This is a genomic window from Bradyrhizobium sp. CCBAU 11386 (genome assembly GCF_028128955.1).
Taxonomy (GTDB): Bacteria; Pseudomonadota; Alphaproteobacteria; order Rhizobiales; family Xanthobacteraceae; genus Bradyrhizobium.
The window spans coordinates 21,795-36,043 of sequence record NZ_LBKA01000014.1 but is presented as its reverse complement, the minus strand read 5'-3'; the positions used below and the strand labels follow the sequence as shown (position 1 = coordinate 36,043).

Here is a 14,249-nt window from a genome sequence, read left to right as displayed (position 1 = left end):
GGTGCGAAGACCAACATCCTCTCAGACAGGACACCTCAGTTCAGCAGGCTTGCCCCCACTCCCGCGTAGCGGGTTCGTTCAATCCTGGGCGAGATCAAATCGGTACACCCGGGCGAGATCATCGGAATCCGCATTCCTCGCTCACGTCCGGGGCCGGCCCCACCTCTGCTATCGAATTTTGCTACGTTTAGAACGAAAATACTGCGGCAGCGCACCGCTCGGCCTCGCGGCCTGAGCCGTCCAAGGGCCCAAGCGCCCGCAGATCGCCCGCAATGCTGCATTGTGCCGCTGTTCGGCATTACAGACGCGCGCCACGCCCGACAGGGCGTCGTCTCAATTCCGCTCCCACCGGACGCGGCGCGCTAATCGGCGCGAACGTGTCGACTCGCTTCAGCGCCGGTGTTGTGTTGGCTTAGTCGTTATCGGACGGAGCCGAGTACGGCAGCCCTTCGGCCAAGAGCTGCTTCTGTATCTCCTGCGGCAGGCGCGTCGCCAACTCACTGTTGGCTGCTCTGTCCCACGCCTTGCGAGCGGCTGCGCCGTCTTGGCCAAGAGCGGTGCTTGGCGTTTCCGCGAACACGCCCTTGATGGGAAGTCTCGACTTGCTGCGACGGATCGCAATGAACGTGCCACCGTTAGCCGACACGAGAAATGCGTCGCGAACGTTCAGGCTCGCCGAACCGCCGCCCGTTAGTCGATACGTGCTTCCCGTCATGCCGCCAGGGCGGCTATCGTCGTAGCTCTCGGAACGATTGAACCAATCGATCTTCGCGCCACCATGAACATAAGGATCAACCTCTACGGTTGCCGGTGTGTTGAGCAAATTGTTCGCGTAGGCGTCCGCTCGGGCGCGCTCCGCATCTGTAGCGAGTGTCTTGGGGAGTTCAGACATTGGTTGCCGCGTAATGGTCCTATCGGCAGATTTATGTCAGGCGGCGAGAATGGCAGCGATGACGCTGGCGCGGTAACGGCGGGAACCACCAAGCTTGAAGCCGTCACCGACCACGGCACGGCCAGCCTTGGAGTAAAGCCAGGTCGGAGCGCCGTGCAGACTTCCTCCACGGTCAAGGCAGCTTCGCCCGATAGGGCCGCTAGACTGCGCTTGGTGGCGTGGCGTTCTGAGAACGATAGGGGCTGGTCGGACGGTAGTGCGGTAGTCATGGCGTAGGACTCCTCATCCCCCGGCAAGCTGGTTGCCCCCGAGGGTGTGTCAGTGATGGCGCCCGGCAGGCGGGCGATGGTGCTTAGTTTGGACGGTCTCGCGAAGTGCGCCGGTCTAGGGTATCCGCGCGCGAGCTGTTCGTTTGGACCGTTAGGCAGAAGGTCTCACAGCTCGGTTCTGGCGGTCAATTAAAGGGGCATGGCAGCCTAACACAGACCCGAGCGGCTCCGGCCGTCTCCGGCCGGAACAAGACGCATGCAAGCGGCGCGCGCGTTTTCTAAACAAAAAAATTTCGCCCCGGAGGCATCCCCCCGGGGCGTGGCGCCTCTGGCTCTCCCGACAAGCAGAAGGTTTCCCGCTGGTTTCCCAAGCGCAAAATCGACTGAGTGCGACGGGGGTTAAGTTATTGATTTTGCTGGCGCGCTCGGAAGGATTCGAACCTCCGACCCTCGGAATCGAAATCCGATGCTCTATCCAGCTGAGCTACGAGCGCCCTGGCCCGGGCATCGGGCCGAGACCGAAACGTACCGGACCGTTGCTGGCGAACCAGCGTATCGGGCGGCGTTCGGACGCGTTCGAATTAGCAGAGAGGCTGGCCAATAAAAAGCCCTTCCCGCCTCCAGCGAGGCGGATCAGAGCCGGCTCTCACCAGGTCGTGTTGAAGAGACCGAAATGCGGCTGCTGGGCCACCAGCATCATCGGCCGGCCGGGCTGCGGCGCCGGATGCGCCCGCGCAACCTTGCGCTTGGGCTGAGCCTGGGCTGGAGAAGCCTGGGCCTGGGCCTGGGCCTGGGCGTCGATCTTCTTCGCTGTGGCGGCATCAGCCTTCTGGCCCGGCGTGAACTGGGCGAACGTCTCGCGCACCCGCGCCTTGGCCGACATCTCGGCGAGCGCCGCCGAGGCGGCATCCTGCACCGGCGGCTGGGGCGCAACGACAGCGGCGGTCTTCATCGCGGGCGGGGCAATCGTCGGCTGGCTGGTGTCGAGCACGATACGCTCGGGCAGGTGCCGATCGGACCGGATCCGGATCAGCGGCTGATCGTTGCCGGCGGTCGCGACGGCTTGCGTCACGGGCGAGGCCGGCAGAACGAAGTTCACCGCAAACAGCAGTGTGAGCAACGCTCCACCGACAAACATGAAATACCGAAAGATGGGCATGGGCCGCGCTCCGCCCCCCGCAATCCCCGCGTGGGCTCTTCGCCTTAACAGGCGATACTATAATTGGTTCCTGGCCCAGCCGTTCGGTTCAAATGGCAACGTCAGGTTTTTTTGCCAAGGCCCGGTAAGGGTAACTTTTCCGCTACCCGAAAATGCCGCCCTTTACGCGCGGCGGGCTGCAACCAGCGAACACTTGGCCTGATCGGCATTGACGTTGACGTAGCCGATGGGGATGCGCGCAAAGGTCTTGCGGCTCTTCATGCTGACCGTCTCGGCCAGAACGCGGCTGCGGTCGGTGAGATGACTGCCGTCGCGCCGTGCGAACGCGCAAACGATCGCCACATCCTTTACGGCATAGTCATTGTCATTTCGCAGCGTGAACGTCACCAGCGCCTTCGAGCCAAGCCCGCCGCGGCGCCAGGTCTGGGAGGAAATCCTGAGACGGTCGAGTTCTGCCGCGGCCAGAGCCTGGGCTTCGGACGCCGGCGTGGCCACAGCTGCCGCATCGCCCGGAGGCGCCGTCTCGACGGATGCCAGCTCCGGCTTCGCCGGTTCAGCGCTGTTGCCTTTGGAGAGCGGCAGCAGCATCCAGACTCCGCTACCGACGATGATGGCGGCCAGCAGCCACAGAAGGCTTCGGCCAAATGAGACACTTGCAACCGTCACGACCCGCGCCCAGCGCTCGCCGATGCCGGCGAAGCGTCCCAACCCGACCCGCTCAAACCCTGCGCTCATGGCTGTATCACCGATGGTGGCCGCAACACGTTCAACGGCGGACTCGGCCACTGCTTACCTTAATCCGGGAGACGAACTAAGGTTCCCGCGCTTCAAGCGAGTCGGCAACGGCGGTGGCGATCACCGGCCGGGGCCGCTAACATGCGCCGCAATATCGAAAGACCTGTTGGGAGAACATGAAATGCCAATCGCCGTCACTTGGGATCACGTCCATCTGCGCAGCCCCGATCCGGAGGCCACGGCGGCCTGGCTGCGGGACATCCTCGGTGGCGAGATCGTGCGCGCGCCGGGACGGATCGACGTGAACCTCGGCGGCGCCAGGATCTTCATCGCACCGCTGGAGGGCGACAACACCGTCAGCCCGCCGCCGCCGCACCCGCACCAGGGCCTCGACCATTTCGGACTCACGGTGAAGGACATCGACGCCGTCGCCGCCGAGATCAAGGCCAAGGGCGTCACGTTCACGCGCGAGCCGACGACGATCCGGCCCGGCGTGCGCATCTGCTTCATCCGCGGCCCCGAAGGCATTTCCATCGAGCTGCTCGAGCGCGACAAGAAATACACCTGACGCGGCGCGCGCCGCATCGGCCATCAGCGAGGCCAGGCGACGTGCCGCCTGGCGCGGCTATGTCATGCTGCCGGGCATGAAGCAGCGGATGGTGACGCCCATGTAGCCGTAGATCGGCCATACCATGGTGCGGCCGACTCGGTTCGGCTCCGAGATCACGGCCTCCTCCGGCACGTCGACCCAGACGAGCTCCTGCTGCTGGCCGTCGAGCGCGTAGCCATAGCGCGGGACGCGGACACGATAGTGCCCGTCCTTGCTGTCCCAGTCGGTGTCCGAGAGCGCCGAGCCGTCGGCATCGGAGCAGCAAGGCCCCTTGCCGCTTCGCAGGCTGTCGAACCAGGCCTTCAAATCCGCATTGGTGTTGACGAACTGGCCGCGGTCGCGGGCGTGCCCGAAGGGGGCTGCTAGCGCAATCAAGGCCACGGCGCATGCCAGCCTCGTCACGCTTCGCCAGCGTGCCGCGCGACCGATCCGCCGTCGTTCGCTTTTGCAGTTCGTGGGACGCGCACTGTACAGACGCGGCTGATCGCCGCTGGAATCGATCCAGTTGCTCACGTTTGTCTTGCTCCAGCACCCCGCGGCCAGTGCAACAATGGTTATGCATTTCGCGGGCCAACCTGATTCGCAACGACTGGCCACGCCTCATGATGAGACCGTCATAACCGCGTCATAGACAAGCCGGGACAATTACGGTCCGCGCCACGGAACAGCTTGCCGGCCGGCAAACTGCCGCGTTGCGCGAGGGGATGCGCTTTGGCATAAAAGCTCTACCGGTTACGCCATTGGGCGATGGCGGCCGGCCCGCGGGACGTTATGAAGAACGGCCTCTATTCGATCCACGTGAACCTGCTCGATGGTCGAGTCGGCAAGGGCAGCGGCGTGATTCTCTTCCGCGACGGTAAGATCCTTGGCGGCGATGCCTACCTCTATTACACCGGCAGCTACGTGGTGAAGGATGACCACTCCTTCAAAGGCGAGGTGCTGGTGCAGCGGCACACCTCACCGCGGGGCGACGACAATCCACTGTTCGGCGGACCGGCGCCGGTCGGCATCGGTGTCAGCGGGACCTACACCGACACCCGCGCGGAAATGACGGGAACGGCGCTCGTCGGCAAGGCCAGCCTGATTTTCGGCGCGACGCTGCACAAGCTCGCCGACGTGGATTAGCTATTCCGCAGCCTGCTCGAGCGGCGCCGTCCGCGGCAGGATGATCTGGATGCGCGTGCCCCCGCCCGGCTCGGAATCGAGATCGAGCCGGCCGCCGAGCCGATTGGTGACGATGCTGTAGACGATGTGCAGCCCGAGTCCGGTGCCGCCCTGGTCGCGCCGCGTCGTGAAGAACGGATCGAAGGCGCGGCGGCGGACGTCGAGCGACATGCCGCAGCCGTTGTCGGAGAAGATGATCTCGACATTGTCCTTGCCGGACTCGCGCACCTGGATGTCGATGATCCCCGGGCGCCCGTCGGGAAAGGCGTGCGCCACCGAATTGAGAAACAGGTTGGTCAGCACCTGCCCGTACGGACCGGGATAGCTGTTCATGGTCAGGTTGGGCTGGCAATCGACGTTGAGCGTCAGATTGTGTTTGCGCAGGCCCGGCCGCAGGCTCATCACCACCTGCTCGGTGAGGTCGCCGAGATCGAAGCTGCGCTGGTCCGAATAGTTGCGGTCGGCCGCGACCTGCTTGAACGACTGGATCAGCTCGGCGGCGCGGTTGAGATTGGAGACGAGCTGCGAGGATGCGTCGCGGCTGGTGTTGAGGAAGTCGTTGAGCGTGGAGCGCCGGAGCTCGCCGCGCTCGACCTCGGACGTGAACATCGCCGTCTTGCGCTCCAGCGCGGAGGCGACCGTCAGGCTGATGCCGACGGGATTGTTGACCTCGTGCGCGACGCCGGCGACCAGCCGTCCGAGCGCGGCGAGCTTCTCCGCCTCGATCAGCGAGGCCTGGGTCTCGCGCAGATTGCGCAGCGCAGTCTCCGCGGATTCCTTGGCTTTGCGCATCTCCTGCTCGCCGCGCTTGCGCTCGCCGATGTCGAGCGCCACCGTGACGATCCGCTCGATCTCGCCCTCGGCATCGAGCAGCGGCAGCTTGTTGACCAGCCATTGCCGCATGTTGCCGGAGCTATCCTTGTACTCCTCCTCGTAGAAGCCGAGTCCCTTGCGGAGCTTCAGCACGCGCTTGTCGTTCTCGTCGGTCTTGGCTGCGCCGTAGCGCGACATCAGGTCCGCGGTGGTGCGGCCGAGCGCATCGCCGGGCTCGATGCCGAAGATGCCGGCCATGTAGCGGTTCATCAGCACATAGCGCAGGTCGCGGTCCTTGACGTTGATGACCGCGGGCACGGTATCGATGACCTGCTGGAGCAGGCGCCGGCCTTCGGCGATGGCGTCTTCCGCCCGCTTCTGGTCGGTGATGTCGCGCAGCGTGCCCTCGTAGCGGATGATCTTGCCCTGCTCATCCCGCACGCCGGTCGCGCTGTCAGAGAGCCAGAGGATGTCGCCGCTGCGCTGGCGCACCTGGTACTCGAACTCACGCACCATGCCGTCGCGATGCATGAGCCGCTGATACTCGACGCGCGCCTCGGGATGGACGTAGATCGTGTGGGCGATGTCGTTGATGCTGTCGATCAGGTGCTGCGGGCTGTCATAGCCCATCATCCGCGCCAGCGCCGGATTGGCGTTGAGGAGGTCGCCGGCCGGTGTCGTCACGTAGATGCCGTCGACCGAGCCCTCGAACAGCTTGCGGTAGCTCTCTTCGGCGAGGCGCTGCTCGGTAAGCGCGCGCACCGCCGCCTCGCGCGCGGTATCGGCCTCCTCCAGCGCGCGGCGGAACACTTCGGCGGCGCGTGCGATGTCGCCGATCTCGTTGTCGACATCGGCGGACGGGATCGAGGTGTCTTTCTGGCCGGCCGCAAGCGCGCGAATCGACCTTGCGATCTGGGCCAGCGGACGCACCGTCCGCCGCACCACGAAGCCGGCCGCGAGGATGCCGATCAGCACGCCGATGCTGCCGAGCACGATGCTCTGCCACCGCGCCTCCGTGAGCGTGCGGGCAAAATCGCGCGACAGCACATGGCCGCGCCTTGCGCTGACCTCGCGCAGCAATTCGGTGACGCGGCCGATCAGCCGGCCCTCGGTGCCCAGCACCTCGCGGTCGATGTCGGCGATCTGCCGCTCCCGGACGGCGACCGCCATGATCGCCTCGGCGTAACCATTCACGGCCGTCCTGAGCTTGGCGTCGGCGATATCCATTGTCCGCATGTTCTGCGCGGCCTGCTCGGCCGCGGAGGGATTGCGCGCGAGCAGCCCGAGCGCGATCCGGCTCTGCGCCTCGGACAGGCGGGAGGCGAGCTCGCGGTCCGCAGTGCCTGAGACGGCCGCGTCGAACTGCTCGCGCAGCGGCGGCAGGCCCGCGAGCAGCTGGGCGCGGCGGTCGATCAGTGTGGAGATCCGCTCGAGGCCGTTGCGATAGGTCGCAAGGCGCTCGGTGACCCCGTCGATCATGTCCTGCTGCTCGGGCGCGAGCTCGATGCGGGTCTTCTTCAGGATGTCGCTGAGCGTCGCGGCCGCCTCGCCCACCTGCTTGAACTGGATGCCGGCGCCGGGGTCGGTGACGAAGTCGCGCGCCGCAAGGCGCAATTCGTTCATGCGGCGGTCGATGTCCTCGGCGAGGTCGCCGACGCTCTGGAGCCGCTGCAACTCGGCAAAGGTCGTGTCGATGTGCCGGATCGCGATCACGCTCGCGGTCGAGGTGACGATGATCACCGCCAGCACCAGGATGAAGCTTCCGAACGTAAGCTGGCCGATGGACAGCGAGAAGATTCGCTTTTTCTCGGGGGGCGGCGTCAATTCGGCGGACATTGGTGCGTTGAGGGACCGGCTGCTACTGGAAGCCCAATATACGACGTATTGCACGCCCGGGGGAACATGCCTCCCGCCTCGGAATATCCTTAATATCGTGGTTCTCGGCCCGCCCTCCCCGCCGGCTTTATGACGTTTTGAGCTCGTCCGCCGCCGGGCCGGGATGGTCATGGCGGCGACGCCGAGGACGACGCAGGCGAGCCCGATCCAGGCGGTCCGGCTCAAGGTCTCGCCGAGGAAGGCGACGCTGATGGCGACCCCGATCGGCACGCGCAGATAGGCCTGCGCAGTGGTCCCGACCGAGCCCAGGGTCTGGATCAGGCGGAAATAGATCGCGAACGCCGCGGCGGTCGAGAACACCGCGAGCGCGAGCAGCGCCAGCACGGAACTCAGCGACGGCGATAGCGTCCAGGGCTGCTCGACGATCAGCGCGGCCGGGATCAGCGCCGCCGCGCCCGCAAGCAGCGAGCCGGCGGCGGGCGCCATCGGGTCGAGGCCCCTAAAGCTGCGGCCGAAGATCGCAGCGCAGGCGTAGCAGATGGTGGCAGCAACAATGGCGGCCTCCGCGACGAGGCCGCTGCCGATGTCGTGGACGGCATCGACGCCGACGATCAGCAGGATGCCGGCCATCCCTGCCACGACGCCGAACAGCTTTCTCGGTGTTGTCACCTCGTGGCGGGTCACGACCGCCGTGAGCAGGAAGGTGAAGATCGGCCCTGCCGAGTTGAGAATGGTGGCGAGCGCGGCGTCGACATGGCGCTCGCCCCAGGCGATCAGCGTCCAGGGGATGACGCTGTTGAGCACGGCCTGGAACGCGAAGCGCTGCCAGGTCGCGGCATCCGTCGGCATCTTGATGCCGCGCGCCCACATGACGACCAGCAGCAGCAATCCCGCAATCGCGGTGCGCGCCGCGATCAGCGTGATCGGCGGGATGGTGGCGACGCCGAGCTTGATGAAGGTGTAGGAGCCGCCCCACAGCGTTGCGAGCGCGACCAGCAGCGCCAGCTCGACGGCGATATTGGTGTCCTGCCGGTTGTCCATTCTGCGTCCCGTCCATTCGCGATGGACGGAACCTAGCGCGTCCGCAAGCGCCAATACTTCGCTGTGTGTCGAGGTGTATTAGCCGACTGCGCCGACCTCGAACACCTCGCCGTCATAGCCGGCCTCGCGGGGAATGCGGAGCTGGCGGCCGGTCTCGGTCTTGGTCATGACAGGCATCACCGTGACGATGGACATGCCGCGGGCGTGCTCCAGCGCGGCATCAACGCTGCTTTGCTTGGCAAGCCGGATCAGATTGCGCGTGGTCGGGAACGGCAGCTTGAAGCGGCCGCTCTCGCCGCCCTCGACCGCCTCGCGCGGCGAGACCCAGATCGAGTCGGTCGACTCGCGGCCGTCATGCGCGCCGAGCTGGTCCGGGGGCGCCGCGGCCAGGAAGAACCAGGTGTCGAACCGCTTCGGCATGCCCTCCGGCGTGATCCAGTGTGCGTAGGGCACGAGCGTGTCGAGCGCGAGCTGGAGGCCGTTGTCGGTGAGGATGCTGAGGAAGCTGATCTTGTGCTCGTTGAGCGCGACGCGATGCTTGTCGGCGATCTCGCCCGCACGCTTGGCATCGATCGGCGTGCCCGAGTCCTTCGCGCGCGCCAGCAGGATGCCGCTCTCTTCAAAGGTCTCGCGGATCGCGGCGATACGAAAACCGCGCTCCGCTTCGCTTAAGCCTTCGCCACCAGAATAGAGGTCGGCGCGGGCGACGATCTCGTTGTCGCCGGCATCGACGCTGCCGCCGGGAAACACCAGCGCGCCCGAGTTGAACTCGATCTGATGATGGCGGACCATCATGAAGACCTCGACTTCGTCGCGGCTCTTGCCGTCGACCTTCGCGCCATCGCGCAGCAAAAGGATCGTCGACGCCGGGCGTGATGCTGATGTCTCGGCCATTCAACTAGCCTGCGGCGCTGGATTGCGGGCCGAGATTGGCCCGCTTGTCGACGCGGGCAACGCGCGACAGCAGATACTCGACCTCGGCCTTCGCCGTCGCCGTGATCGTCGCGCCAGGCTTGCGCTGCGCGCTGGAGGCGATGATGCCGCGCTTCTGGAGCACGTATTTGCGCACCGCAAGGCCGGCGCCCGGCTGCTGCTCGTAACGGATCAGCGGCAGATGCGCGTCGAACAGATCATGCGCGGCATCGCGCTTGCCGGCCTTGGAGAGGTTCACGACGTCGATCAACAACTCGGGGAACGCGTAGCCGGTCATGGCACCGTCGGCGCCGCGCTCCATCTCGAAATCGAGGAACGTGCCGCCATTGCCGCAGAGGATCGAGAGCGGGCGGAGCGAGCCGTCCTTCTGGAAGCCGCGGAGGGTCGAGATCTTTTCGAGCCCCGGCCAGTCTTCATGCTTGAGCATCACGCAATTTGGATTGTCCATGACGATCTTGCGGATCACGGCCGGCGTGAACACCACCTGCAAGGTCAGCGGATAGTCCTGCAGCACCCAGGGCACATCGGGGCCGATGGCTTCCGCCGCCTGCTTGAAATAGCCCACGATCTGGTCGTCGGTGCGAAGCGAGGGCGGCGGCGCGATCATCACGCCGGCCGCGCCCGCGTCCATCGAGGCCTTCGCCAGCGAGCGCATGGTGGCAAATCCCGGCGCGGAGACGCCGACGATCACCTGCATCTTCTTGGCGCGCTTGACGAAGCGAACCGCCACCTGCTCGGCCTCGGCGGCATCGAGCTTCGGCGCCTCGCCGAGGATGCCCAGCACCGTGACGCCGTCGCAGCCGACCTCCTCGTAGAAATCGGTCAGGCGGTCGATCGAGCGCTCGTCGATCCGGCCATCGTCGTGGAACGGCGTCGGCGCGATTGCGAAGGTGCCCTTGGCGTCGGCGGTCAGTTTCATCAGTGCTCTATCCTTTTGTGCGTCATTCCGGGTTCGATGCCTTCCATCGCCCCGGAACGACAAATCAGCCTAAAACCGCCGCGCCCCCATCTTGATCTGCTCCTCGGAGAAGAAGATCTCCTTGGCATGATCGGCGATGTCCTGGGCCTTCCAGCCCGAGTGCGGCGGTTTCCAGCCTTCCATTTCCATCATCCGCATTTCGCGCACGCCGCGGGGCCCGGACACGCCCAGCACCTTGCCGGTCTGGTCGCCCGACAAGTCGCTGACCATGTATAGCACGGCCGGCGCGATGCCGTCCGGCCCCAGCGCCGCCGAGGGGTTCTCCTTATAGCGGGGCAGGTCTGCGGTCATGCGGGTCAACGCGCCCGGGGCCAGCGTCCAGATCCGGATGTTGTACTTGCGGCCCTCGATCGCCAGCACGTTGGACAGGCCCCAGATGCCGCCCTTGGCCGCCCCGTAGTTGGTCTGGCCGAAATTGCCGATCAGCCCTGATGTCGAGGAGGTGTTGACGATGACGCCGCCGCCATTTTCCCGCATCCAGCGAAACACCGGCATGGTGCAACAAAAGGTACCCTTCAGATGCACCTTGATGACCTTGTCCCAGTCGGCCTCGCTGGCCTTGGCGAAGGTCTGGTCGCGCAAGATGCCGGCATTGTTGACGAGGATGTCGGCGCGGCCGAAATGCTTGATGGCGTCGTCGAACACCGACTGGCCGCCCTCCATGGTGGAGATGTCGGCGCCGTTGGCGACCGCCTTGCCGCCCTCCGCCTTGATCGCGTCCACGACAAGCTGCGCCATCGACTTGTCGGCACCGGAGCCGTCGCGAGGGCCGCCGAGATCGTTGACGACGACGGACGCCCCTTCCCGCGCGAACAGCTTCGCATAGGCCTCACCGAGCCCGCCGCCGGCACCGGTGATCAGCGCAACCTTGCCCTCGAGTAGTCCCATGGTGGCTTCTCCCTGTTTGTTTTTCTTGCGCCGTCATGGCCGGGCTTGTCCCGGCCATCCACGAACTTGGTCGCCAACCGCACGAAAGAACGTCGATGCCCGGGACAAGCCCGGGCATGACGAATAACTTAGAACCGCGCAAGCGGCCCGATCAACCCAGCACCGTCTTGCCGTTCTTGATCACGGTGACGCCACGCGACTTCACCTTGGCTTCGAACGAGATCACGTTGCCGTCCTTCCAGAGGTCCATGGTCACGGTCTCGCCGGGATAGACTGGCGAAGAAAACCGCGCGACATGCTGGCGGAAGGCGCTCGCGTCGTAGTCGGCGTAGGTCTGGAGCACGCCGCGGCAGGTGATGCCGTAGGTGCACATGCCGTGCAGGATCGGACGCGGGAAGCCGGCTTTCTTGGCAAACTCGGGATCGGAATGCAGCGGGTTGCGGTCGCCGCACAGGCGATAAACCAGTGCCTGATCAGGACGCGTCGTGATGTCGATGGTCTTGTCGGGGCTGCGCGAGGGGATCTTGTGCGGATCGGGCTGGGTCAGGTTCGGGCCGCCAAAACCGCCGTCGCCGCGGGCGAAGCGCGAGGCCACCAGCGTCGCGAGCTTCTCGCCCTTCTCGTTCTTCAGCACGGTCTGGTGGCTGATCACCACGCCCTTGTCCTTGCCCTTGTCGTGGACCTCGAGCACCGAGGAGTCGGCGGTGATGTGCGCGGCCACCGGCAGCGGCTGGTGAAAGGTGATGTCGCGCTCGCCATCGACCACCATCACGCGGTTGAGGTTCATCTCGCCCGGCCCCGAGCCCCACGCCGCGACGGAGGCGAAGGTCGGCACCACCTTCAGCGGCCGCGGCGTCAGCGTACCCTCGTTGACGAAGGCGAGCTCGTTCTCGTCCATCGGGTCGGCGCCGAGCCCGATGCCGTAGGCGTAGAGCATCACCTCGCGATCGCTGTAGGCGTATTTCTGGCCGATGTTCTTCAGGCCTTTGAGTTCTTCATATCTGGCGGACATTTTGTTTGTTTCCTCCCCGGTGGTTCTCATCCTCATGGTGAGGAGGCGCTCTTGCGCCGTCTCGAACCATGAGGATGCCCGAAACGCTTCTTTGCCGTGGCCATCCTTCGAGACGCTTGCTTCGCAAGCTCCTCAGGATGAGGACCGCCCTAGACCGGCGTGAAGAACGGCAGCGGCGCGCCGTCGGTCGGCTTGAACACCACTTTCACCTTCTGGCCGATCTTCAGCTTCTCAAGATCGCAATCGACGAAGTTGGTCTGCACCGACGGGCCTTCCTTCAGCGTGACGTAGCCGATGGCGTAGGGGCCGGTCGGCGACTTCCGCATCAGGCTCCAGGTGTAGATCGTGCCCTCGCCCGAAGCCTCCTCCCACACCGTCTTGTCGGAGTAGCAGAACGGGCAGATCGAGCGCGGGAAGTAGTGCGCTTCGCCGCACGCCGTGCAGCGCTTGATCATGAACTTGCCCTGCTTCGCTGCGTCCCAGAACGCGGCGGTTTCGGGGTTCGTCACGGGAGCTGGATACTTCTTTGCATCTACCATCACACGCGCTCCAGAATGGCCGTCGAGGCGGCGTGGCGAACACCCAAAAGGCCGCCGGTGCCGTGGGCGATGGCGAGATCGCAGTTCTTGACCTGCACCTTCGGATGCGCCTCGCCGCGCAGCTGCCGGACGGCCTCGATGATCTTGGTCATGCCGCCGCGGTTGACGGGATGGTTGCTGCAGAGGCCGCCGCCGTCGGTGTTGAACGGCAGCTTGCCGACGCCCGAGATCAGATTGCCGTCGGCGACGAACTTGCCGCCCTCGCCCTTCTTGCAGAAGCCGAGGTCTTCGAGCTGCATCAGCACGGTGATGGTGAAGCTGTCGTAGATCGAGGCGTATTTGATGTCCTTCGGCGTGATGCCGGCTTCCTCGAACGCGCGCGGCCCGGACCAGATTCCCGCGGAGTAAGTGAGGTCGAGATCCTTGCCGCCACGCGGGCCCTTCATCGCCTCGCCATGGCCGATCAGCTTGACCAGCGGCTTCTTCAGGCTCCTGGCGATCTCCGGCGTCGTCACGATCAGCGCGCCGCCGCCGTCGGAGACGACGCAGCAATCCATGCGATGCAAGGGATCGGAGATCATCGGCGAGTTCAGGACGTCCTCGACCGTGACGACGTCCTTGAGCATCGCATGCGGATTGTACTGCGCGTGATGCGAGGCCGCGACCTTGATCCAGGCGAGCTGCTCACTCGTGGTGCCATAGTCGTGCATATGACGCATGGCACACATGCCATAGGCATTGTGCGTGGTCGCGCCGTAAGCGGACTCGAAATCAGCCTCGGCGCCGGCCGCGCGCGGCGGCATCACGCCGGTGCGCGGCTTGCCGGCCAGCGTGATCAGCGCGATCGAGCATTTTCCCGCGGCGATTGCTTCCGCAGCATGGCCGAGATGGATGATGTAGGAACAGCCGCCGGTCTCGGTGGAATCGACGTGGCGGAGCTTTTTGGTGTTCAGGCCGAGATAGTCGACCATCGGCCAGGCGCCGCCCGGGGCATCGCCCGCGCAGAAATAGCCGTCGACATCGTCCTTGCTGAGCCCGGCATCCTCGATCGCGCCCTTGGCGACCTCGGCGTGGAGCTGGGCGGTGGATTTGTCCGGCGCATGCCGGGTCGGGTGTTCGTAGATCCCGGCAATGTAGGCCTTGCCCTTGATGGTCAAAACTTCAGGTCTCCGCTCGCGTTTCTTCTCGGCTCCGTTTTTCTGAACCGCGGGGGCCTGATTGGCAAGCGCGGAAATATTCCGCCCCCCGAGAGGGCAGCGGCTTGGCGCAAGTGGGGCACATCTAAAATCCGGGCCGCGAATAGGAAGCGCTCCAACCTGCCGCGTCGTCATTGCGAGGAGCCCTTGCGACGAAGCAATCCAGAATCCATCCGCGGAAAG

13 protein-coding genes, 1 tRNA gene and 1 pseudogene are annotated in these 14,249 nt (G+C 65.3%); 2 read left to right on the top strand and 13 right to left on the bottom strand.

What is annotated here, in order from left to right; translation table 11 throughout:
* Positions 1–412 precede the first annotated feature (412 nt).
* The 4 genes from XI09_RS03860 to XI09_RS03845 all read right to left on the bottom strand — a co-directional run bounded on the left by XI09_RS03860 (position 413) and on the right by XI09_RS03845 (position 3,055).
* Complete coding sequence (locus XI09_RS03860; RefSeq protein WP_271565726.1) at positions 413–892, bottom strand: hypothetical protein; 480 nt, start codon at positions 890–892, stop codon at positions 413–415.
* 686 nt (positions 893–1,578) lie between these two features.
* Positions 1,579–1,655, bottom strand: a tRNA-Arg gene (locus XI09_RS03855).
* Between the two features lie 152 nt (positions 1,656–1,807).
* The gene (locus tag XI09_RS03850; RefSeq protein ID WP_271565725.1) at positions 1,808–2,320 is read right to left on the bottom strand and encodes a hypothetical protein; all 513 of its coding nucleotides are present in this window, start codon (positions 2,318–2,320) and stop codon (positions 1,808–1,810) included.
* Between the two features lie 162 nt (positions 2,321–2,482).
* Complete coding sequence (locus XI09_RS03845; protein ID WP_271565811.1) at positions 2,483–3,055, bottom strand: hypothetical protein; 573 nt, start codon at positions 3,053–3,055, stop codon at positions 2,483–2,485.
* A 181-nt stretch (positions 3,056–3,236) separates the two neighbouring features.
* On the opposite strand from XI09_RS03845, the gene XI09_RS03840 reads away from it, so the two are divergent.
* Complete coding sequence (locus XI09_RS03840) at positions 3,237–3,623, top strand: VOC family protein (protein ID WP_271565724.1); 387 nt, start codon at positions 3,237–3,239, stop codon at positions 3,621–3,623.
* A gap of 57 nt (positions 3,624–3,680) precedes the next feature.
* On the opposite strand, the gene XI09_RS03835 is transcribed toward XI09_RS03840, so the two are convergent.
* Entirely contained in the window at positions 3,681–4,178 is a 498-nt protein-coding gene (locus tag XI09_RS03835; RefSeq protein WP_271565723.1) for a hypothetical protein, read from the bottom strand.
* 258 nt (positions 4,179–4,436) lie between these two features.
* Here XI09_RS03835 and XI09_RS03830 point away from each other — a divergent pair, with 258 nt between their 5' ends.
* Positions 4,437–4,790, top strand: coding sequence for a GrlR family regulatory protein (locus XI09_RS03830; RefSeq protein ID WP_027549252.1), 354 nt, complete (start codon positions 4,437–4,439; stop codon positions 4,788–4,790).
* Here the strand turns inward: XI09_RS03830 and XI09_RS03825 are convergent, their stop codons facing one another.
* From XI09_RS03825 to XI09_RS03790, 8 genes and pseudogenes are all read right to left on the bottom strand, one after another.
* Positions 4,791–7,478, bottom strand: a complete 2,688-nt coding sequence (locus tag XI09_RS03825; RefSeq protein WP_271565810.1) for a PAS domain S-box protein — start codon at positions 7,476–7,478, stop codon at positions 4,791–4,793.
* A 135-nt stretch (positions 7,479–7,613) separates the two neighbouring features.
* Positions 7,614–8,519: pseudogene (locus XI09_RS03820) on the bottom strand (DMT family transporter); the annotation flags it as partial.
* Between the two features lie 78 nt (positions 8,520–8,597).
* Positions 8,598–9,413 (bottom strand): NUDIX hydrolase, encoded by an 816-nt coding sequence (locus tag XI09_RS03815; protein ID WP_271565722.1) that lies wholly within the window; start codon positions 9,411–9,413, stop codon positions 8,598–8,600.
* 4 nt (positions 9,414–9,417) lie between these two features.
* The gene (locus XI09_RS03810) at positions 9,418–10,371 is read right to left on the bottom strand and encodes a dihydrodipicolinate synthase family protein (RefSeq protein ID WP_271565721.1); all 954 of its coding nucleotides are present in this window, start codon (positions 10,369–10,371) and stop codon (positions 9,418–9,420) included.
* 69 nt (positions 10,372–10,440) lie between these two features.
* Positions 10,441–11,319 carry an SDR family oxidoreductase gene (locus XI09_RS03805; RefSeq protein WP_271565720.1) on the bottom strand — a complete coding sequence of 293 codons (879 nt, stop codon included), beginning with the start codon at positions 11,317–11,319 and terminating at the stop codon, positions 10,441–10,443.
* Positions 11,320–11,470: 151 nt separating this feature from the next.
* Positions 11,471–12,331 (bottom strand): MaoC family dehydratase, encoded by an 861-nt coding sequence (locus XI09_RS03800; protein WP_271565719.1) that lies wholly within the window; start codon positions 12,329–12,331, stop codon positions 11,471–11,473.
* A gap of 149 nt (positions 12,332–12,480) precedes the next feature.
* Positions 12,481–12,870 carry a Zn-ribbon domain-containing OB-fold protein gene (locus XI09_RS03795; protein ID WP_027549245.1) on the bottom strand — a complete coding sequence of 130 codons (390 nt, stop codon included), beginning with the start codon at positions 12,868–12,870 and terminating at the stop codon, positions 12,481–12,483.
* On the bottom strand, positions 12,870–14,027 hold the full coding sequence (locus XI09_RS03790) for a thiolase domain-containing protein (protein WP_060912572.1): 1,158 nt from the start codon (positions 14,025–14,027) through the stop codon (positions 12,870–12,872). Before XI09_RS03790 ends, XI09_RS03795 begins: the two co-directional genes overlap by 1 nt.
* Positions 14,028–14,249 lie beyond the last annotated feature (222 nt).